27 protein-coding genes and 1 riboswitch are annotated in these 18,571 nt (G+C 47.1%); of the genes, 15 read left to right on the plus strand and 12 right to left on the minus strand.

What is annotated here, in order from left to right; all coding sequences use genetic code 11:
• Positions 1-50: 50 nt before the first annotated feature.
• Positions 51-159, plus strand: a riboswitch (TPP riboswitch).
• An 87-nt stretch (positions 160-246) separates the two neighbouring features.
• From tenA to G4O42_RS05845, 9 genes are all read left to right on the plus strand, one after another.
• On the plus strand, positions 247-954 hold the full coding sequence (gene tenA / locus G4O42_RS05805) for a thiaminase II (RefSeq protein ID WP_032875194.1): 708 nt from the start codon (positions 247-249) through the stop codon (positions 952-954).
• A complete protein-coding gene (tenI, locus tag G4O42_RS05810) occupies positions 932-1,549 on the plus strand; it encodes a thiazole tautomerase TenI (protein ID WP_012117296.1) in 618 nt (205 codons plus the stop codon). The genes tenA and tenI overlap by 23 nt, the downstream gene beginning before the upstream one ends.
• Positions 1,533-2,642 (plus strand): glycine oxidase ThiO, encoded by a 1,110-nt coding sequence (gene thiO, locus G4O42_RS05815; protein WP_032874476.1) that lies wholly within the window; start codon positions 1,533-1,535, stop codon positions 2,640-2,642. Before tenI ends, thiO begins: the two co-directional genes overlap by 17 nt.
• Positions 2,639-2,842 carry a sulfur carrier protein ThiS gene (gene thiS, locus G4O42_RS05820; protein ID WP_007409096.1) on the plus strand — a complete coding sequence of 68 codons (204 nt, stop codon included), beginning with the start codon at positions 2,639-2,641 and terminating at the stop codon, positions 2,840-2,842. The genes thiO and thiS overlap by 4 nt, the downstream gene beginning before the upstream one ends.
• Positions 2,839-3,609: a thiazole synthase gene (thiG, locus tag G4O42_RS05825; protein WP_007610655.1), complete on the plus strand. Its 771-nt coding sequence runs from the start codon at positions 2,839-2,841 to the stop codon at positions 3,607-3,609. Before thiS ends, thiG begins: the two co-directional genes overlap by 4 nt.
• The gene (gene thiF / locus G4O42_RS05830; RefSeq protein WP_032874478.1) at positions 3,606-4,616 is read left to right on the plus strand and encodes a thiazole biosynthesis adenylyltransferase ThiF; all 1,011 of its coding nucleotides are present in this window, start codon (positions 3,606-3,608) and stop codon (positions 4,614-4,616) included. Before thiG ends, thiF begins: the two co-directional genes overlap by 4 nt.
• Before the next feature lie 22 nt (positions 4,617-4,638).
• Entirely contained in the window at positions 4,639-5,451 is an 813-nt protein-coding gene (gene thiD, locus G4O42_RS05835; protein ID WP_007610664.1) for a bifunctional hydroxymethylpyrimidine kinase/phosphomethylpyrimidine kinase, read from the plus strand.
• A gap of 130 nt (positions 5,452-5,581) precedes the next feature.
• Positions 5,582-6,358 carry an enoyl-ACP reductase FabI gene (fabI, locus tag G4O42_RS05840; protein ID WP_003155001.1) on the plus strand — a complete coding sequence of 259 codons (777 nt, stop codon included), beginning with the start codon at positions 5,582-5,584 and terminating at the stop codon, positions 6,356-6,358.
• 97 nt (positions 6,359-6,455) lie between these two features.
• Positions 6,456-7,064 (plus strand): CotO family spore coat protein, encoded by a 609-nt coding sequence (locus G4O42_RS05845; protein WP_032874479.1) that lies wholly within the window; start codon positions 6,456-6,458, stop codon positions 7,062-7,064.
• A 58-nt stretch (positions 7,065-7,122) separates the two neighbouring features.
• Here G4O42_RS05845 and cotZ read toward each other — a convergent pair whose 3' ends face one another.
• From cotZ to G4O42_RS05870, 5 genes are all read right to left on the minus strand, one after another.
• Entirely contained in the window at positions 7,123-7,566 is a 444-nt protein-coding gene (gene cotZ, locus G4O42_RS05850; protein WP_003154997.1) for a spore coat protein CotZ, read from the minus strand.
• A gap of 145 nt (positions 7,567-7,711) precedes the next feature.
• Positions 7,712-8,194, minus strand: coding sequence for a CotY/CotZ family spore coat protein (locus G4O42_RS05855; protein ID WP_029973132.1), 483 nt, complete (start codon positions 8,192-8,194; stop codon positions 7,712-7,714).
• A 150-nt stretch (positions 8,195-8,344) separates the two neighbouring features.
• Complete coding sequence (gene cotX / locus G4O42_RS05860) at positions 8,345-8,845, minus strand: spore coat protein CotX (RefSeq protein ID WP_014417434.1); 501 nt, start codon at positions 8,843-8,845, stop codon at positions 8,345-8,347.
• A gap of 92 nt (positions 8,846-8,937) precedes the next feature.
• Complete coding sequence (locus tag G4O42_RS05865) at positions 8,938-9,252, minus strand: hypothetical protein (RefSeq protein WP_032874481.1); 315 nt, start codon at positions 9,250-9,252, stop codon at positions 8,938-8,940.
• A gap of 37 nt (positions 9,253-9,289) precedes the next feature.
• Positions 9,290-9,676: a spore coat protein gene (locus tag G4O42_RS05870; protein ID WP_014417436.1), complete on the minus strand. Its 387-nt coding sequence runs from the start codon at positions 9,674-9,676 to the stop codon at positions 9,290-9,292.
• A gap of 170 nt (positions 9,677-9,846) precedes the next feature.
• On the opposite strand from G4O42_RS05870, the gene G4O42_RS05875 reads away from it, so the two are divergent.
• The 4 genes from G4O42_RS05875 to spoVIF all read left to right on the plus strand — a co-directional run bounded on the left by G4O42_RS05875 (position 9,847) and on the right by spoVIF (position 11,361).
• On the plus strand, positions 9,847-10,203 hold the full coding sequence (locus G4O42_RS05875) for a DUF1360 domain-containing protein (protein WP_032875197.1): 357 nt from the start codon (positions 9,847-9,849) through the stop codon (positions 10,201-10,203).
• 286 nt (positions 10,204-10,489) lie between these two features.
• Entirely contained in the window at positions 10,490-10,687 is a 198-nt protein-coding gene (locus G4O42_RS05880; protein ID WP_012117306.1) for a hypothetical protein, read from the plus strand.
• 91 nt (positions 10,688-10,778) lie between these two features.
• Entirely contained in the window at positions 10,779-10,940 is a 162-nt protein-coding gene (locus G4O42_RS05885) for a YjcZ family sporulation protein (protein WP_007610678.1), read from the plus strand.
• A gap of 166 nt (positions 10,941-11,106) precedes the next feature.
• Positions 11,107-11,361 (plus strand): sporulation-specific transcription regulator SpoVIF, encoded by a 255-nt coding sequence (spoVIF, locus tag G4O42_RS05890; protein ID WP_003154986.1) that lies wholly within the window; start codon positions 11,107-11,109, stop codon positions 11,359-11,361.
• Between the two features lie 68 nt (positions 11,362-11,429).
• Here spoVIF and G4O42_RS05895 read toward each other — a convergent pair whose 3' ends face one another.
• Entirely contained in the window at positions 11,430-13,715 is a 2,286-nt protein-coding gene (locus G4O42_RS05895; RefSeq protein ID WP_032874483.1) for an ATP-dependent helicase, read from the minus strand.
• 120 nt (positions 13,716-13,835) lie between these two features.
• Between G4O42_RS05895 and G4O42_RS05900 the strand changes: the two genes are divergently transcribed.
• Positions 13,836-14,090 (plus strand): hypothetical protein, encoded by a 255-nt coding sequence (locus G4O42_RS05900; RefSeq protein WP_032874485.1) that lies wholly within the window; start codon positions 13,836-13,838, stop codon positions 14,088-14,090.
• 69 nt (positions 14,091-14,159) lie between these two features.
• Positions 14,160-14,909 carry a subclass B1 metallo-beta-lactamase gene (gene bla, locus G4O42_RS05905; RefSeq protein WP_032874487.1) on the plus strand — a complete coding sequence of 250 codons (750 nt, stop codon included), beginning with the start codon at positions 14,160-14,162 and terminating at the stop codon, positions 14,907-14,909.
• A gap of 41 nt (positions 14,910-14,950) precedes the next feature.
• On the opposite strand, the gene G4O42_RS05910 is transcribed toward bla, so the two are convergent.
• The 6 genes from G4O42_RS05910 to G4O42_RS05935 form a co-directional block, all read right to left on the minus strand.
• Positions 14,951-15,673: an ABC transporter permease gene (locus G4O42_RS05910; RefSeq protein ID WP_032874488.1), complete on the minus strand. Its 723-nt coding sequence runs from the start codon at positions 15,671-15,673 to the stop codon at positions 14,951-14,953.
• On the minus strand, positions 15,666-16,403 hold the full coding sequence (locus tag G4O42_RS05915; protein WP_032874490.1) for an ABC transporter ATP-binding protein: 738 nt from the start codon (positions 16,401-16,403) through the stop codon (positions 15,666-15,668). Before G4O42_RS05915 ends, G4O42_RS05910 begins: the two co-directional genes overlap by 8 nt.
• On the minus strand, positions 16,404-16,637 hold the full coding sequence (locus tag G4O42_RS05920) for an AbrB/MazE/SpoVT family DNA-binding domain-containing protein (RefSeq protein WP_007409078.1): 234 nt from the start codon (positions 16,635-16,637) through the stop codon (positions 16,404-16,406).
• 160 nt (positions 16,638-16,797) lie between these two features.
• Positions 16,798-17,229, minus strand: coding sequence for a GNAT family N-acetyltransferase (locus G4O42_RS05925; RefSeq protein WP_007610689.1), 432 nt, complete (start codon positions 17,227-17,229; stop codon positions 16,798-16,800).
• A 4-nt stretch (positions 17,230-17,233) separates the two neighbouring features.
• Positions 17,234-17,749, minus strand: a complete 516-nt coding sequence (locus tag G4O42_RS05930; protein WP_007610690.1) for a YjcG family protein — start codon at positions 17,747-17,749, stop codon at positions 17,234-17,236.
• Between the two features lie 25 nt (positions 17,750-17,774).
• On the minus strand, positions 17,775-18,497 hold the full coding sequence (locus G4O42_RS05935) for an esterase family protein (protein ID WP_007409075.1): 723 nt from the start codon (positions 18,495-18,497) through the stop codon (positions 17,775-17,777).
• Positions 18,498-18,571: the final 74 nt, after the last annotated feature.

The following is an 18,571-nucleotide window of genomic DNA, read 5'->3' on the forward strand; positions in this document are numbered from 1 at the left end:
AATTGCAATTCGTGATAATATAGAAGGCATAACAAATAAATCATTAATCGTATGACCACTAGGGGTGTCCTTCATAAGGGCTGAGATAAAAGTGAGACTTTTAGACCCTCATAACTTGAACAGGTTCAGACCTGCGTAGGGAAGTGGAGCGGTATTTTTTTGGGGTTCCTTTTATCCATTTAAATTCCAAACCACTTTTCCGATGCGGGAAAGTGGTTTTTTTATTTTAACAGGGGGGAAGACATGATGACATTTTCTGAAGAATGCAGACTGGCGGCTGCCGAATGGTGGGACGGAAGTTTTGTTCATCCGTTTGTAACGGGAATCGGTGACGGAAGCCTGCCGATAGACCGTTTCAGCTATTACGTGCTGCAAGATTCCTACTATTTGACGCATTTTGCAAAAGTTCAGGCGTTCGGCGCCGCATATGCCGAAGACTTGTTTACGACGGGCAGGATGGCGGGCCACGCTCAAGGGACATATGAAGCGGAAATGGCGCTGCACCGCGAGTTTACGGAGCTTTTAGGGATTACGGAAGAAGAGCGTGCGGCATTTAAACCGGCACCGACCGCCTATTCTTATACGTCTCATATGTACAGATCGGTGATGAGCGGCAATTTTGGAGAAATATTAGCTGCGCTTCTGCCCTGTTATTGGCTTTATTATGAAGTCGGCGAACACTTAAAAGAGTGCAAACCGGAGCATCCGATTTATGAAAAATGGATCGGTACATACGGCGGAGACTGGTTCAGACAGCAAGTCGAAGAACAGATCAGCCGTTTTGACGAGATTGCTGAAAACAGCACAGAGGACATCCGCGCGAAAATGAAAGAGAATTTTGTGATTTCAAGCTATTATGAATATCAATTTTGGGGAATGGCCTATCAAAAAGAAAGCTGGTCCGAGAAGGGCGGAAAAGAGGTGGAATCTTTTGGAGCTGCACGCGGTAACTGATAATCGCAAACCCGTTGCCGAGCTGGCCGAGGATATTCTTTCGATTCAGCGCGAAGTAAGCTTTATACATATCCGTGAGCGGGATAAAACAGCGGGAGAAATCATGCAGCTTTTGTCCCTTTTGAAAAAGGGCGGTGCGGATAAGGACAAATTGATCATCAATGACAGGGCGGATATCGCGCTTTTTGCCAATATACACCGTGTTCAGCTTCCGTCCCGCAGCTTTTCCGTAAAGCAGGTGCGAAGCAGATTTCCCCATCTTCATATCGGACGTTCGGTTCATTCGCTGAAAGAAGCCATCCAAGCTGAAAAGGAAGATGCGGATTATGTGGTGTTCGGCCATGTATTTGAAACCGAATGTAAACAAGGACTTGAAGCAAGAGGCATCAGCCTGCTTTCAGAGATCAAACGCACGCTTTCCATCCCCGTCATCGCAATCGGCGGAATGACACTGCAGACGATCGGACACACAAAGCAGGCGAAACCGGACGGAATTGCCGTCATGTCAGGTATTTTCTCAGCTGAAAATCCTGAGGAGGCGGCAAAACGGTATGCACGCGCGGTAAGGGAGGCCGATTATGAAGAAGCACTATGATACGGCGGTGATCGGCGGCGGAATTATCGGGTGCGCCATTTCTTATGAGCTGGCGAAGACGCAGCAGAACGTTGTCTTGCTTGAAGCCGGAGAAGTCGGCCGAAAAACGACAAGCGCTGCCGCGGGAATGCTGGGCGCTCATGCGGAATGTGAAAACCGGGATGCGTTTTTTGATTTTGCCATGCACAGTCAAAGGCTGTATGAAGCGGCGGGGCAAGAGCTTGAGGAAGCTTGCGGCATTGACATCAGGCGCCATAACGGCGGAATGCTTAAACTGGCGTATACCGAAGAAGATATCGCCCGTCTACGGAAGATGGATGATCTGCCTTCCGTCACCTGGCTTTCAGCGAAAGATGCCCTTGAAAAAGAGCCTTACGCTTCAAAAGACATTCTCGGCGCAAGTTTTATAAAAGACGATATCCATGTCGAACCGTACTATGTCTGCAAAGCGTATGCAAAAGGGGCGCGGCGCTATGGCGCTGATATATATGAGCATACACAAGTCACCTCCGTAAAACGGGTGAACGGAGAATATTGCATCACAACGTCCGGCGGGGATGTTTATGCTGACAAAGTCGCAGTTGCAAGCGGGGTATGGAGCGGCCGGTTTTTCAGCCAGCTCGGCTTGGGACAGCCTTTTTTTCCTGTGAAAGGAGAATGCCTTTCCGTGTGGAATGACGATACCACGCTGACCAAAACCCTTTACCATGATCATTGTTATGTTGTCCCGAGAAAAAGCGGCCGGCTTGTCATCGGCGCCACGATGAAACAGGGTGACTGGAGCGATACGCCTGACATCGGAGGAATTGAGGCCGTCATTGCAAAAGCGAAAACCATGCTTCCCGCCATCGAACATATGAAAATAGACCGGTTTTGGGCGGGTCTCAGGCCGGGAACAAGAGACGGAAAGCCGTTTATCGGGCGGCATCCTGAAGACAGCGGCATCATCTTCGCCGCCGGCCATTTTCGGAACGGCATCCTGTTGGCGCCGGCAACGGCTGAAATGGTGCGGGATATAATCTTGGGGCAACAAGTCAAACAGGAATGGGAAGAAGCGTTTCGAATTGATCGCAAGGAGGCTGTTCATATATGATCCTTCAGCTGAACGGAAAACAAATTGATTGGAATCGAAATGAGGGGACGGTTCAGGATTTGCTTGAATCGTACCAGCTCGATCAAAGAATCGTAGTTGTGGAGAGAAATAAAGAAATTATTGAAAAAAAGAATTATGAAAATACAAGTTTGTGTGACCGCGATGTCATAGAAATTGTCCATTTTGTAGGAGGCGGATGAGGATGTTAACAATAGGCGGAAAACAGTTTCAGTCAAGATTGCTGTTAGGAACGGGAAAATATCCGAGTTTTGAGATTCAGAAAGAGGCGGTGGCTGTCTCGGAATCAGATATTTTAACCTTTGCGGTGCGGCGGATGAACATCTTTGAAGAGTCTCAGCCTAACTTTCTCGAACAGCTTGATTTGTCTAAATACACGCTTCTGCCGAATACGGCCGGCGCCGCAACGGCTGAAGAGGCGGTCCGAATCGCAAGGCTTGCCAAAGCTTCAGGGCTTTGTGACATGATAAAAGTAGAAGTCATCGGATGCAGCCGGTCACTTTTGCCTGATCCGGTTGAAACGCTGAAAGCATCAGAACAGCTGCTCGAAGAGGGATTTATCGTGCTTCCGTATACGTCTGACGATGTCGTGCTCGCAAGACGTCTTGAGGAGCTCGGAGTGCATGCCATTATGCCGGGCGCTTCGCCGATCGGTTCCGGTCAGGGAATTTTAAATCCGCTGAATCTATCCTTTATCATTGAACAGGCGAAGGTGCCGGTCATTGTCGATGCCGGCGTCGGATCTTCAAAAGACGCCGCCTACGCGATGGAGCTCGGGGCAGACGGTGTGCTGTTAAATACCGCTGTGTCAGGCGCTGATGATCCGGTCAAAATGGCCAGGGCGATGAAGCTTGCCGTAGAAGCGGGCCGCCTTTCTTATGAAGCCGGGAGAATTCCGGTGAAAGATTACGGAACTGCAAGCAGTCCGCGAGACGGTCTTCCGGTATGACGGACAGATATTCCAGACAGGAGCTGTTTCAGCCGATCGGTCCCTCCGGCCAAGAGAAGCTCCGGTCGTCTCACGCCGTGATTATCGGCGCGGGTGCGCTTGGGACGGCAAGTGCGGAGATGCTTGTCAGAGCAGGGATCGGGAAGGTAACGATCGCTGACAGAGATTATGTGGAGTGGAGTAATCTTCAGCGCCAGCAGCTTTATACTGAAGATGATGTCAGACAGGAAATGCCGAAAGCCGCGGCGGCTGAAAAACGGCTTCGATCTATAAATAGCGATGTAGAGGTCGAGGGATTTGTCATGGATGTCACTGCGGAAAACGCACCCGGATTGATTCGTGGCGCCTCCCTCATCGTGGATGCCGCCGACAACTTTGAAACGAGGCTGATTGTGAACGATGCGGCTGTACAGAAAGGAATTCCCTTTCTGTACGGCGCCTGTGTCGGCAGCTACGGGCTCTCTTTTACCGTCATTCCTGGTGTCACGCCGTGCCTTCACTGTCTGCTTGAAACATTGCCTTTAGGCGGTATGACATGCGATACGGCGGGAATCATCAGCCCGGCTGTATTGCAGACGGCCGTTTTTCAGGCAGCAGATGCGCTGAAGCTGTTAACGGGCGGATCTATCGAGCATGTTCTCCGTTCCTTTGATTTATGGAAAAATGAACGGTCAGAAATAAACGTCGCCCGTCTTAAGTCGGCTGATTGCCCAAGCTGCGGCACAAACGAATTTCCGTTTTTATCCTATGAAAATCAGACAAAAGCGGCGGTTCTGTGCGGGCGGAACACGGTGCAGATCAGAACGGGGATCTCCGAACAGGTTGATCTGCAAAAACTTGCGGGACAGCTCAGACGGACAGGGCTTGATGTTTCAGCCAACCCGTATTTAATTTCGTTTTGCACAGACAATTTCAAGATGGTACTGTTTCGTGACGGCAGAGCATTAATACACGGCACAAGTGATATCAGCAGAGCGAAATCCTTTTATCATAAATGGATCGGATAATGCGAAAGGAGAGAAAAACATCATGAGCATATGCAAAGCATTGACGATTGCCGGATCAGATTCAGGAGGCGGCGCCGGTATACAGGCGGATCTCAAAACCTTTCAGGAGCTCGGCGTTTTCGGGATGTCAGCCATTACAGCGGTAACCGCCCAGAACACTTTGGGTGTTCACGGCATTTATCCGCTCACCCGGGAAGCGCTGGGCAGCCAGATTGACGCGGTGGCGGAAGATTTGCGGCCTGACGCTGTAAAAACGGGAATGCTGTGGAGCGCGGAAATGATTGCGGAAATTGCGGAAAAAACGGATCAGTACGGGCTTGATCATGTCATCACCGACCCCGTCATGATTGCCAAAGGAGGCGCTTCCCTGCTGCGTGAGGAATCTCAGGCCGCGTTAAAAGAGCTGTTAATTCCGCGCAGCTATGCGGTGACGCCGAATGTTCCGGAAGCTGAGGTATTGACGGGAATGGAAATCCGCACGTTTGAGGACCGGAAAAAAGCGGCCGAACGCCTTTGCAAGCTTGGTGCAAAGCATGTCATCATAAAAGGCGGACATCAGCCTGAACAGGGGAGAATCGTTGATTTATTATTTGACGGTTCGTCTTTTACCCAAATCAGCCACGCTTATATTGACACGAAACACACCCACGGAACAGGCTGCACGTTCGCAGCCGCGCTGACGGCGGAAACGGCAAAGGGGAAAAACATTCAGACCGCGTTTGAGACAGCCGTCAATTTTGTGCGGGAAGCCGTGGAACATACGCTCGGCATCGGAGCGGGACACGGCCCGACCAATCATTTTGCCTTTAAAAGGAACAGTCTGCAGACGAGATAAAAAAGAGACCGCTTCAACATCCGCGGTCTTTTTCCCATGCTTTCAATCTGGACAAGGTTATGATATGATAAAAATTAAGATCAGGTACTAAAACTATGTCTTTAAGACGATTACAGGAGGCTTTATACATATGAATTTCTCACTTGAAGGCCGCAACATCGTTGTGATGGGCGTTGCCAATAAACGCAGTATCGCATGGGGAATCGCCCGTTCGCTGCATGAAGCCGGAGCGCGCCTCATTTTCACTTACGCGGGAGAGCGCTTGGAAAAATCAGTTCATGACCTTGCGGCTACATTAGAAAGAAATGATTCCATCATCCTTCCGTGTGATGTGACAAATGACGCTGAGATCGAAACTTGCTTTGCGAGCATTAAAGAGCAGGTCGGCGTGATTCACGGCATTGCGCACTGCATCGCGTTCGCAAACAAAGAAGAGCTTGTCGGCGAATATTTAAATACGAACCGCGAAGGATTCCTGCTTGCGCATAACATCAGTTCTTACTCTCTGACAGCAGTCGCAAAAGCGGCGCGTCCGATTATGACTGAAGGCGGAAGCATCGTTACACTCACTTACCTCGGCGGAGAGCGCGTCGTTTCAAACTATAACGTAATGGGTGTGGCAAAAGCGTCTCTTGATGCGAGCGTCAGATATTTAGCCGCTGACTTAGGAAAAGAAAACATCCGCGTCAACAGCATTTCAGCAGGGCCGATCCGTACGCTGTCTGCAAAAGGAATCAGTGATTTCAACTCTATCCTGAAAGAAATTGAAGAGCGCGCGCCGCTGCGCCGCACGACAACACCTGAAGAAGTGGGCGACACGGCTGCATTCTTGTTCAGTGACCTGTCAAGAGGCATCACGGGCGAAAATCTTCACGTTGATTCAGGATTCCATATTACCGCACGTTAAATAACAAGCAGTCCCTTTCAGGGATTGCTTTTTTCTTTCTTCTGATTTTAATCATTCCGTCATATAAATAAAACATGACAGAATCGGAGGGATGAAGATGTCAAAACAAAACAGAAACGCGGAAAAAAAACCGCTCATGTATATTGTTCAGGCGGATTATTCAGACACGCAATCATCAATGCAGGACATATTAATCAAAAAAAGGAAAGCGCCTCAGCCGCCGGAAGAAGAGCCGATGTATGGAAAGCGGGAGGAAGAATGTAAAACTCAGCCTGAAGGAGCAGTGGCTGTCGAACCAGAAAAGCAAGTACCTGAACAGCACAGCCGCGCAGAAGAAGCCGTTCAAGAAGTTCCGGCGCAAGCGGAGCAGGACACTGCCAAGCCTGACGCCTCTAAAAAAGAGCCTGATGCCGTTGAAAAAGAGCCTGAAGCGGTTCACAATGCCGCCCCAGAGGAAAAGGTTCCGCCAAAGCGCGTGAAAAAGCCGATGAGCAGAATGTCCATTCTTGAAAAAATTGATTTCTTAACGAAGCTGCCGCATAATATGCCGCGGACCCTTTGTCTGATAGAAGCCAACGGGAAAACCTACAGAGGCGTAATCGTCGGCAGAAAAAATAATGCGATCTTCCTGCGGACGACAAGCAACGGAGCGCCGGCAGAACTCGCAATAGACGATATTACCTCGCTGCATCCGCTTGGATTTTAACCATACAAAAAGCTGCCTGAATTCTTTAATCCGGCAGCTTATTTTTATGCTTTTTGATTTAAGAATGTGTGCGGTTGATCAGTCTCGGGTTCAGGCAATTGATGGCGCAGAAGCTATGGAGATCGACTTCAACGCAATAGTTCGTTTTTTCTAAACGGAATACATCGCAGAGAGAGTCTTTATCTGTAAAATCAAGAATGTGCTTATGCTCGTCAAAAGCAATAAGCAGACTTAATGTGGCACAGCCGTCACAGACCCTTTCAACTCTGAAAAAAACGGTGTTAAAACACGGACCGTTATCCAGCTCGCCGACATTTCCGAATGCGGTAAACGGTGATGATTTAGAAGTGAAAAGCACAAACGGCACTGTATCGCCTAATGAAAAACCCGGCGATAAAAGGTTGGAATAGCATCCGGCCGGGCAATCTTCCTCAACCGCATTTTGCAGGTCTTCAATATTTTCTACCGCTTCACGCACACAGTATGTTGTATGCTTGCTCATAATATCCCTCCTGACTTCACGTTTTATATACCGGATTAAACGATATCGGAGAGTCAGCCGCCCGGAAGTCCGGGCGGGCTGATGATTGCATCTGTAATAGAAGGTTGGAAGGGGATTCTTCTTTAGGAAAGATGCGAATCAATGACTATCCGTGATGCTTTTTCTCTTTGTGCGGCGCAGGCCGGTCAACAAGCTCCGGTGAAAGGCATTGAATGGCGCTGAAGCAGCTCAGATCAACTTCAATGCAAAAATCTGTTTTTTCTAAACCGAAGAAATCCGGGTCACAAGGATGGCAGACGCTGAGGGTGTCGCCGTGCACATCTACGGGGCGCAATACTGAAAGCGTTGCGCAGCAATCACAAACTCTTTCTGCCCGGAAGAAAATAGACTCGAAACACTGGCTGTCATCCGCAAAGCCTCCGACGTTCCCGAATGTGGAGAACAAACCGCCTTTTTTATCAAACAAGAGAAACGGGATGGTATCTTTACCGGTAACCGTCGGGCTTAACAGATTGGTATAGCATCCAGTCGGGCATTGTTCTTCAACAGCCTCTTGTTCTGCTAAAATCTTCTCGACTGCATCGCATACACAACTTTCATCTCGGCCATGGTGTTTTCCGCAGCTCATGGATTTCAGCTCCTTCTTTTAGGGTATTTGACTTTTGTCTTTAACAACATATGTACGCGAGCCTCACTTGGTGTGGGTGAACGTCTATATATTCATCATATGCGGAGAAAATAAGAAAAAGCAGAGCATTTTTAGCTCTGCTTTTTCTTTTTAGAGGATCAGGGTGATGACTAAGATGGCAACCAGTGTATTTGTCGCTGTTGAGATCAACACTGCGATATCGGCATCTACTGTTGTCACGTTTACGCCGCGGGAGTTTTCGATGAGCAGTTTTTGACGGTTGATTTGTTTGTTAGCTGTTAGCTGCAATAAGTCTTGTGCGACCAATTCAGCAATGACTCCGTCAGCGATTGAAGTGAGAGTGGCCGTTACGACTGCTGCATTAAGAGCTGTCATGACTGAAGCGACTGCTTGAACGTCTGTTGACGTTACGTTAATATCACAAGAGTCTCTGATAATAATCGCTTCTTCAGAAACTTGTTTGTTGAGATTCGCTTGAGCCAGGTCCTGGTCGATGAAGGCATTATCTTCGCCGAATCCGTTTCCGTTACAGCAAACACTGCATCTTCTGCCTTCTTTTTCTTCTTTTTCTTCTCGCGGATGTTCGCATTCAGGATCAAGTGCAACCCAAGAGTATGGTCTGCTTTCCATATCTATTCCTCCTTTTCTTTTACTAATATTAAATGAGCCGGCCCCTTACTTTGACTCAGGCATCTATCCTGATAAAAATCACTATTTTTTAGTTATTGACCGGGATTTTGGCGTCTTTGCCGGAGCTGTTCGATTAATTGTTCTCTGCGGGTTTTTGGATTTGTCTGCTGTTCTTGCGCTTTTTCCTGCTCTTTTTTCTGTCTCTGGCTTTCAAGAAAAGCTTCTGATTTCGCCTGCATGTCTTTGACTAATGCGATCAGCATTTCTTTTTCTTCATCAGGGATATCCCGCATTTTATCCTTTGTCACGCCGTGTTTTTTGAAGACATTGCTGACAAGCACTTTTAAAAGCGGATCCACTTCTGGTAGACTTTCGAGTTCTTTTTTTAATTTTTCGTTATCTGCCATTTGTTCTCACCTCTGTTTAAATATTTGAAAAGAAAGGTTAAAGGATGTCTAGTTCAGCAAAAAGTATATTTAATAATTGAAACAAAGTTTGTACAAAGGCCATGATATCGTCTGCAGTCAGTGTGATTTTGACATTGCGGCTGTTAATGACTTGAATGAGGGTTCGCTTTTTTATTTGGCAATCATCGAGGATCAGCAGTTCGGTTGCCATTTGGTCGGCTGTGTCTTCATCTGCGATCGCGAGCTGTGTCGCAAGGATAATCGCCGTAGTAACTGAAGCTTGTATTGAAAGAGCGGCCGTTATAAGTGTTGTATCTATTGTGACATTTTCGCAATCAATCACTTCGATCTTCTGCTCGAATTCGTTGGATAATTGTTCGAATATTTGAGGTTGCAGTGTTTCGACTTTTTCTTCAAACGACATAACCTTCACTCCTTTCTCATTCATACTTTATATAATGCAAATGAAACGCCGAGCGGAATAAGAAAAACAACTAAATCGCACCTATTTTTTTACCGGACAAGGTGCGATTCATGAAGATCAGGGTTTTCGCATATGTATAAAGAGGTCAAGTTTTGAAAAGGAGTGAACAGGTGGTTATCAATTGGCTTTCATTTATTCTGTTATCGTTTGCCGTTTTCCGGCTGGCCAGGCTTTTCGTATTTGACACCATTATGGCGCCGCTTCGGAGCCTTTTTCACGAGGAAAAAACAGAAACCGCACCAGACGGCACGACAGAAACCTACATTGTCATAAAAGGAAAAGGTATCAGGGCATTTATCGGTGAACTTCTCAGCTGCTACTGGTGTACGGGCGTGTGGTGCGCGGCCTTTTTAATTGCGGCGCAGATTTTGGTACCCGAGGCTGCGCAATGGCTGATTTTGCTGTTAGCCATAGCCGGCGCGGCCGGGATCATTGAAGCTGCGGTTTCTCGTCTTCTGCAGGAATAAGGCGGTTCCACCAGCAACTTACCGTCACTTTCGGCATAAACTGGCATATATGACATAAGGAAAGGAAGGATCACCATGAATCAATCAAGCAAACCTTCCCAACATTCTCCATACAAAACAACTGTGCATCAGCCTTACGAAAAAAAAATTAAGAAAAAAGGCTGCGGCTGCGGCCAAAAGAAAAAACCGAAATAGCCGTTCTCTAAAAAACCGGAGCTTCCGGTTTTTTTGTTTTTTGCCGAACGCCGGCCTCTGTTCGGCATAGATCATAGGAGGAGGGGATGTTATGAATATATTTGAATCATTCATAAACGGTAAATACCGCCGGCACAATCAAAACCAGCGGGAGCATGACAAATATATCTTATCTATTGAAAAACAGCTGTCTGAGTTTGATGAAGCGGGATCGCGCTTTGAGGAATGGATAGATGTGTTTGCCGCCGAAACAGAAGCAAAACTGAAGAAAAATGAGCATTCTCACTAAAATGAATGAAATCCGCACCGGCCCTATGCATTTATCCAAGCCAAACAAGTCGGCTCACATAGTGTATAGAGAGTAAAGGAGGTGCTTAGATATGGGATTCGGATATGGCGGATTCGGCGGCGGCTACGGCGGTTATGGCGGCTGCGGCGGATACGGAGGCGGCTATGTCGGAGGCGGATACGGCTCAACATTTGTTCTTGTTGTCGTATTGTTCATCCTTCTGATCATTGTCGGTGCATCCTTTTTTGGCTAAACCTTAGCAAGACCTTGGATAAGCGCGGGACCGTTCAGTCCCGTGCTTCCCTGATGTATGAAGGCGTATAGAGACGGGGCACTCGGAATTTTTTCCTTGTCTTACGGGCACATGTTCCGCTCTTTATTCATACAATATCGTATTACTCCACAAAAGGAGGCACACCATGGATAATCAATTTTTCAAAAATATTGAGAAGAAAACAGGCGTCAGCATGAAGGATGTCATGAACCTTGCAGGATCATTGCAAAATGCCAATTTCAAAGATGAAAACACGGTGAGGGGCGTCATTCAGAAGGTGTCCCAGCTGGCTAACAAGCGTGTTCCGAAAGAATTGGAAGACAAAATCGTTCAATCTATTACAAGCGGTAAAGAGAAACTTGATTTTGGCACCATTTCTAAAATGCTGAACAATAAATAGGCGTCAGACGGCCTTGCTAAAAAGGCCTTTTTATGTGAGAAGAACCCGGCAGTGATCTGCCGGGTTCTTTATATCCTGAGTGCGCTCCGTCTGTCCGTCCGAAGAAGGGGCTCGAGAAATCTTGAGCTGCGCGCTGTTTTTCCCCGCCTGTACGCGGGACAAGATACATATAAATGCTGCATGGCCCTTGTCATTGCGACATACAGAAGCCGTCTTTCTTCTTCGAGCGGAGCGGGATCGCCCTGTCTCGCCGTCTCAAGCGCGAAGTCATGGGGGATCGAGCCGTCAGCCGCGCCTAAAATATAGACCGTATTGAATTCAAGACCTTTAGAGCGATGAATGGTCAGCAGTTCGACGCCGTTTTCATCGGTTTTCAGATTCTCAGCGGCGCGCATATGATCGACATGCGCAAGAAAATCGGGAATGGTTTTGAATTTTTTGGCGGCCACTTTGACATCCCTGAGATCATCAGAGCCTTTTTCCAGTTTGTTTCCCTCATTGCCCCGTTTTTTTAAATACTCGGAAAAACCCATTTTGCTTTCTGCAAAGGTGATGGCTTCAACCGGCTTCATTGTTCGGATGCTTGCGAAAAACGGAACGATCTGCTTGATCTTCCCTATTTGAAAAGGCTTCAGGTCAGGCAGTTTCGTCAGTGCCTTAATCATCGTGCAATCTTCCGTGATTGACAGCGCCTTTAACGTTTGCAGGGCGGATTGCTTTAAAAATAAGGCGGGCAGCAGGTCTTTCACCGCATCCGGATCATCTTCATTCTGACTCGCATATAAGTAGGCGAGGATCTGGCGTACGATTCTGCGGCTGTAGAACGTCTGAACGCCCCGGTCGGCATGATAAGGAATCGATGATTGATGCAGTCTTTCATAAATGGCCCGTCCGGCGCTGTTTGTCCGGTAAAGCACGGCAAAATCGTCAGGGCTCGCCCCGTTTTGAATTTTCTCTTTCATATCTGAAACAATCATGGTCGCTTCTTCTTCTTCATCGTAAGGATAAAACATCACGGGATTGTGAACGCCGTCTTTGACGGCAGAAAGTGTTTTTTCATACCGTTTTTTATTTTTCTTTACGACGGCATGAGCGCTTGAGACGATCGGATGCGGCGATCGGTAATTTGCCGTTAAGTAAATGGTCTTTGCTGCCGGATAATCCTTTTGAAAATCAAGAATGAAAGACGGGCTGCTGCCGCGGAACGCATAAATGGATTGGTCGTCATCACCCACGCAGCACAGGTTATTCTCAGGACTTGCGATCATTTGCATAATGTTGTACTGAACAGGGTTGATATCTTGAAACTCATCAATCAAGATATGAGAAAATCTGTTTTGGTACTGCGCGAGAATATCAGGCCGGCTTTGAAACAGTTCATAACAGCCTTGTGCCATGTCATCAAAATCAAATTGCCGTTTTTCCCGCTTCTGCCGTTCGTAATGTTCGTAGAGCCTGTACACTTTTTTCTCCCAGTCGTCCGCAAGCGGAATGGTCTCATGGGGGAGATACGTGTTTTTCCAGCAGCCGATAAGCTGAAGCGCCTGGTCGACGGGAAACTCTTTTTCATCCAAATTTTCTTCATAGAGCGCCTTTTTCACATATTGCTCTTTTTGCCACTCCATTTTTAAAAGCTGGCTGCCGTTCCATTTTGAAGAATCATAATGATAGAGTATTTTATAGAAAAAACTGTGGAATGTTCCGGTCACGAGACGGGAGACTTTTCCGGCTGCCAGACCGTACTCATTCGCCATCCGCTCTTTCATTTCGGCGACGGCTTTTGTCGTAAAGGTCACAAGCAGCATATTCTCAGGTGAAATGCCGAGGTGTTCAATCATATGGGCGGCGCGTGCTGTCAGCACCCTCGTTTTTCCGCTTCCCGCTCCGGCAAGCACTAATAAAGGCCCGTCCGTTTCAGTAACTGCCTTCATCTGTTCACGGTTCAGGCCGATGCCGGGAAACAAAGATGTATCAGCCGCCTCGGATGTTGGTGAAAACGGTTCGGCCGCAGGCACTTTTTTCGGGCTTTTCCATTCTGAGACGATCGGTTTCGGATTCTCTGAAATCGCTTTTCCTTTCGGCAGGCGGAACATGCCGGCTTCCTTATACTCTTCTTTTTCTTTCTCCGCTTGCGGTTCCTCGGCCGCGCATGCTTTTTCACAGGCGGTGAAGTCTCCCTTTTGCCGGTGATAAAATGCCGGCTGCTCTAAAATCGAAAGCCGCATCAAGACGGGCTGGTCACAATGTGCGCAAAAAATATTTCCTTTTTGAGCTTCTTCAAAAAGGAATTGGTAATGTTCTCTGGAATATGTATGTAAATGTATCGTTCGGTTATTCAGTCGGGCGCATTTCAAAAAGGGGTCCTCCCATTAAAAGGTGTTCATCCATTTGATAGACAAAGAATATCATAACAAAAGAACCGCGTTTCAAAAAGTAAGATTAAGGGAAATGAAAAGCGAAGGGGAGGGGTACATATGATTTATGCAGGACGGATTCAAAACCAGCAGTATTCTCAATACGCAAACCGGGCAGCGGGTTATAAGCCTGATTACGCCGGCATTACGAAAGCGGCCGCCCTCGCCAATGACAGGTTGTACAGAGAGGTGGAGCGCCGCCAGGAAAATACCGCAGCCGCAGAAAAGAAAGTACATGAGGAAAAACGTAAGCGCTCTCTTTCCCGTCTGCCGCAAATCATGGGAAAAGGCCGGCTGATAAATCAATACGTGTGAAAAAGCCCGGAAATATCCGGGCTTTTTTTGAGTCGTATATATGAAAGATACGGAAAGGAATGATTCAATTTGAGAAAGCTTTCATTATTAATTGCGGGGTTATTTCTATTCGGCCTCTTTACTGCCGGAATGAAACCGGCACACGCGGCGGAGGGCTCCGCAGCAAAAGATGTCACTCTCACACAGCTGGCGCCGCATGTCTGGATGCATACAAGCACCGGTACGGCAGACGGAAGTCCCGTCCCTGCGAACGGATTGCTTCTTGAGACTTCAAAAGGAATCGTACTGATTGATACTCCGTGGAATGACAGTCTCACAGAGCAATTAATGACACAAATAAAACAGCGGTTTCCCGGCAAAAGGATGACCGATGCCATTGTGACACACGCCCATGACGATCGTATCGGCGGTCTGAACACCCTGTACAAATACGGGGTAAAGGTGCACAGCACGAAGCTGACCGCCGACTTCGCCCGACAGCAGGGATATGACCGGCCGCTCGGAGATTTGAAAAACGTGACAAAGCTGCAGTTCGGCGATATGAAAATTGAAACGTTTTATCCGGGAAAAGGGCATACGGAAGACAATATTCCCGTCTGGCTGCCTGAGGATAAGCTCTTATTCGGCGGATGCTTAATCAAGGCTTTAGAAACAAAGGAAATCGTGCCTACTCCGGGCTTTTATCCGGATCAGTGGCCGCGCGCCGTCAGCAAAGTCATGAAAAGATATCAGGACATCAGCATTGTCGTTCCGGGCCATGGCAGTCCGGGGGATGACCGTCTGCTGCCGCATACGATAAACCTTCTGAAAGAAACGTAATAAAGAAGACCGGCGCTCCCATTACGGAGTGCCGGCTTTTTTTATCTCTTCCTGATTTTCATAAAACTGAGGAAAGCAAGTGCAAGCGCCAAAACGGTATATCCCGCTATCGGCCAAATATGCTGATGAAAGGAAGAATAATCTCCGGATATGACTTCCTGAGCCAGCTCGATCGAGTGAATAAACGGTAAGGCATAAGCGATATGTTTGAATGTGTCACCGAGCAGGCTCACCTCCATCCAAGCCCCGCCCAGAAATTGCACGAGTGTAATATAAATCGTTCCGATACCTGAAATTTGTTTGTCCGTAAACACAGCCCCTAAACATAAACCGAAGAAAACGGACATCATCGCAATCGGCAGCAAGACAGCGATACCTGCGAGAAGATTCATCCACTCGGCGGATAAACCGGCAGCCGCTGCTGCGATAAAACAAATGACGATTTGTAAAATGGCTAACGGCAGCATCGGCATTGCATAACCGATGACATAATCGGCTGTTTTTAAAGGGGAAGCAAACAAACGGGTCAAAAGGGCGGTCTGTTTGTCTTTTGCGATCAGCAATGCAGAGAACATTGTAAGGAAAGCGAAACCGAAAACAATGAGTCCGGGTGCTAAGTGCTGAATTTTAAAGGTATCAAGCGGCGCATTTTTTTCAATCGCCGTAAACAGAAACAATAGAATAACAGGCAGTGCGATTCCAAGGATAATAGACAGGGGGTCACGAAAAATTTCTTTGCGGTTGCGAATGGCGAAATCAAGCATAAAGACCCGCCTCCCCGTCACAAATCGCTAAAAAGGCATCTTCAAATGTGGCTGAATGAGTTTGCTTTTTCAGAGCCTCCGCCGTGCCCAGTGCTTTTAAAGTCCCATTTTCTAAAATGCAAATACGATCTGCCAGGGCTTCAGCCTCTTCTAAATAGTGTGTCGTTAATATAATCGTCATGTCTCCCTTTAATGCCTCAAGATTTTTCCACAACTCGCGGCGTGAACGGACGTCCAGCCCTAATGTCGGTTCATCTAAGAAATAAATATCCGGCTTGGTGATCATTCCCATTGCGATGCTGAGGCGGCGCTGCATTCCTCCTGATAATGTTTTTGTTTTTGCTCTTTCTTTCTCTTTTAATTGAAACAATTCGAGCATCTCATCTGTTCTTTTTTTTGCTTCTTTTTTCGGAATTCCGTAGACTCCGGCTATAAACTCTAAGTTTTCCCGTACGGTTAGATGAGGAGCGATGGCTGTTTCCTGCGGGGACATATTCAATTTCGGTTTTATTTTATCCAAATCAGTCAAAATACTGTGTCCAAGCACTGATGCATCACCGTCATCCGGAGAAAGGAGTCCGCAAAGCATACTGATTAATGTCGTTTTTCCGGCTCCGTTCTCACCGAGTAATGCGAAAAATTCCCCTTTCTCAATTGAGAACTCAAGACGGTCAACGGCGGCGGTTTCTTTATAATGTTTCGTTAATTGCTTCAGCTCAATCGCGTGCATTTACTCATCCTCACTATCTTCATCGATTTGCTTAGCGTTTAAAATATCTTTTGCAAATTCGAAAAAGAGTTCTTGTTTAACAAGTGCGATACCTTGCTGGTCATCCCCAAGCATAAGCAGTGAATCCCCCGGATTTATATCGAAAACATCTCTTGCTTCTTTAGGAATGACAATCTGTCCTTTTGTGCCCACTTTAACAGTCCCGAATATATGCTTTCCTTTTGGTGCCGTCATGTTTATCCCTCCGAAATATGAATTGTATTTTTTGTATGAATTGTAATACTTAGTATACTAAACATACATTAAAATTCCATAAAATTCAATAAAATTCATGAAATAGTATTATTTTCATAAAAAAAGCACTCCTGCCATATCAACAGGAGTGCTTTTGATTTTATCGTTTGTGTTTCTTTATCATTTCCAGATGGGGGATGCCCGCATCGAGAAATTCTTCGCCGGATGTGACGCGGTATCCTTGTTTTTCGTAAAACGGAACTGCCTGCGTCTGCGCATGTAAGATAAAGCTGTCGGCGCCCTTGGCTGCCGCCGCTTTTTCAAGCGCCTGCATAATGATGGCTCCGACGCCTGAAGAACGATGGCTTTTCATCACGCAGATGCGTTCTAATTTTCCATGCCCGTCTTTCATGCGCCATCTGCCGGCTCCGACCGGCTGGCCGCCGTCATATATGACTATATGCTCTGACGTGTCCTCGAATTGATCAATCTCTTCTTCTTCCGGAACGTGCTGTTCTTTAACGAAGACCTCTTTTCTGACGAAAAAAGCGTCGTTCAGCTGTTTTTCAGTTTTTGCGATGATGGATTCCAAACAGTTATTCTCCTCCGCCTAATAAAAATGTTTCGTACACAGTCCATGAGCCGTTATCCAACTGATAGAGCAAGTGAAAACGGTCGATGACTTCTTCGTGGGAAATGTCCTGCATTTTCAGCTGTCCGAGTACGTCGGAATGTTCATCTGACGACAGCTTCTGGCCGACCGTGACATGCGGAACGAAGCTGTATTCCGGCTCGCCGGATAATGCTCCTGAGTAGCATTTCTCACTCAGAGATTTTAATTCCTCCGTCGGCTCCGCTTTCATATATATCACATTATTCACAGGAGAAAACGAGCTGTATTTTGTGATTTTCAGAACGAGCGGATGCGACTCTTTCGCCGTCTGTCTCAGCTGTGATACGACCTGCTCGATTTCCTGTTCTGTCGCTTCAAACGGATCTCTTAGCGTCAGGTGCGGAGGAATGAGCGCGTAGCTCGGGTCGTAGCGTTTCCGGTACGAGTTTGCGAGATCCTGTAATTTTTTTGATGGAAATAAAACAATACCGTATTTCATGAAAGTTCCCTCCTTAAATGAATGGTTACAGCATTTTTTTCAGCGCCGGCGTGATGAGCGGCTGCCAGTAGGTCCATTTATGATCCCCGTCGAAGGTTTCATACGTGTATTCAGACTGTTTGCTTTCCAGCAGCTGTTTGAGCTCTTCGTTCGGCGCGGTGAAATCAAGAACCTGGCCGTCTGTCGTGTGAACGCCGGTTTCTTTTTCTCCGATTTGATGATAGACGGAAATCTGTTTGAGATCCTCCGACTGCCGGACGGCATCCAGCACGTGCCCGTCAACATACGGAGACTGCATGATGACGTTTCCAAACATGTTCGGATAGTCAATCGCCGTCATGAGCGAAACGGTTCCGCCGAGGGAATCCCCGATCATGGTGCGGCCGTATCCGACTTGATAAGTCGGGTATTCTTTGTCGATAAAAGGAACGAGCTCATTTGCGATAAATCGCTTATATGAGGCGAACTTAGAGCCTTCTGGATGGTATGTGTTTCTTCGCTCCCGCACATTTTTATAAGGGACGCCGATAATGATGCAGCGGTCAATTTCCCCTTTTGACATAAGCTCTTCCGCCTGCCGCCCAATTCTCCCTAATCTGAAATAATCATGGCCGTCCTGAGCGATGACCGTATGATATTTATACAGGGGGGAGAAGGTGGCGGGCAGGTAGACCAAAACGGTCATTTCCTCTTCAAGCTCATGGGAGAAAAGTTTTTTCTCATGAATGATTCCGTTTTTTGATGCCACATCGCATTCCTCCAGGCCGCTTCTTGTCTTGATGGTTTTTTCCTATTGTACCATGAATTATTAGAAATTTCTTT

It is taken from the genome of Bacillus sp. LUNF1 (assembly GCF_011008975.1).
Lineage (GTDB): Bacteria > Bacillota > Bacilli > Bacillales > Bacillaceae > Bacillus > Bacillus velezensis.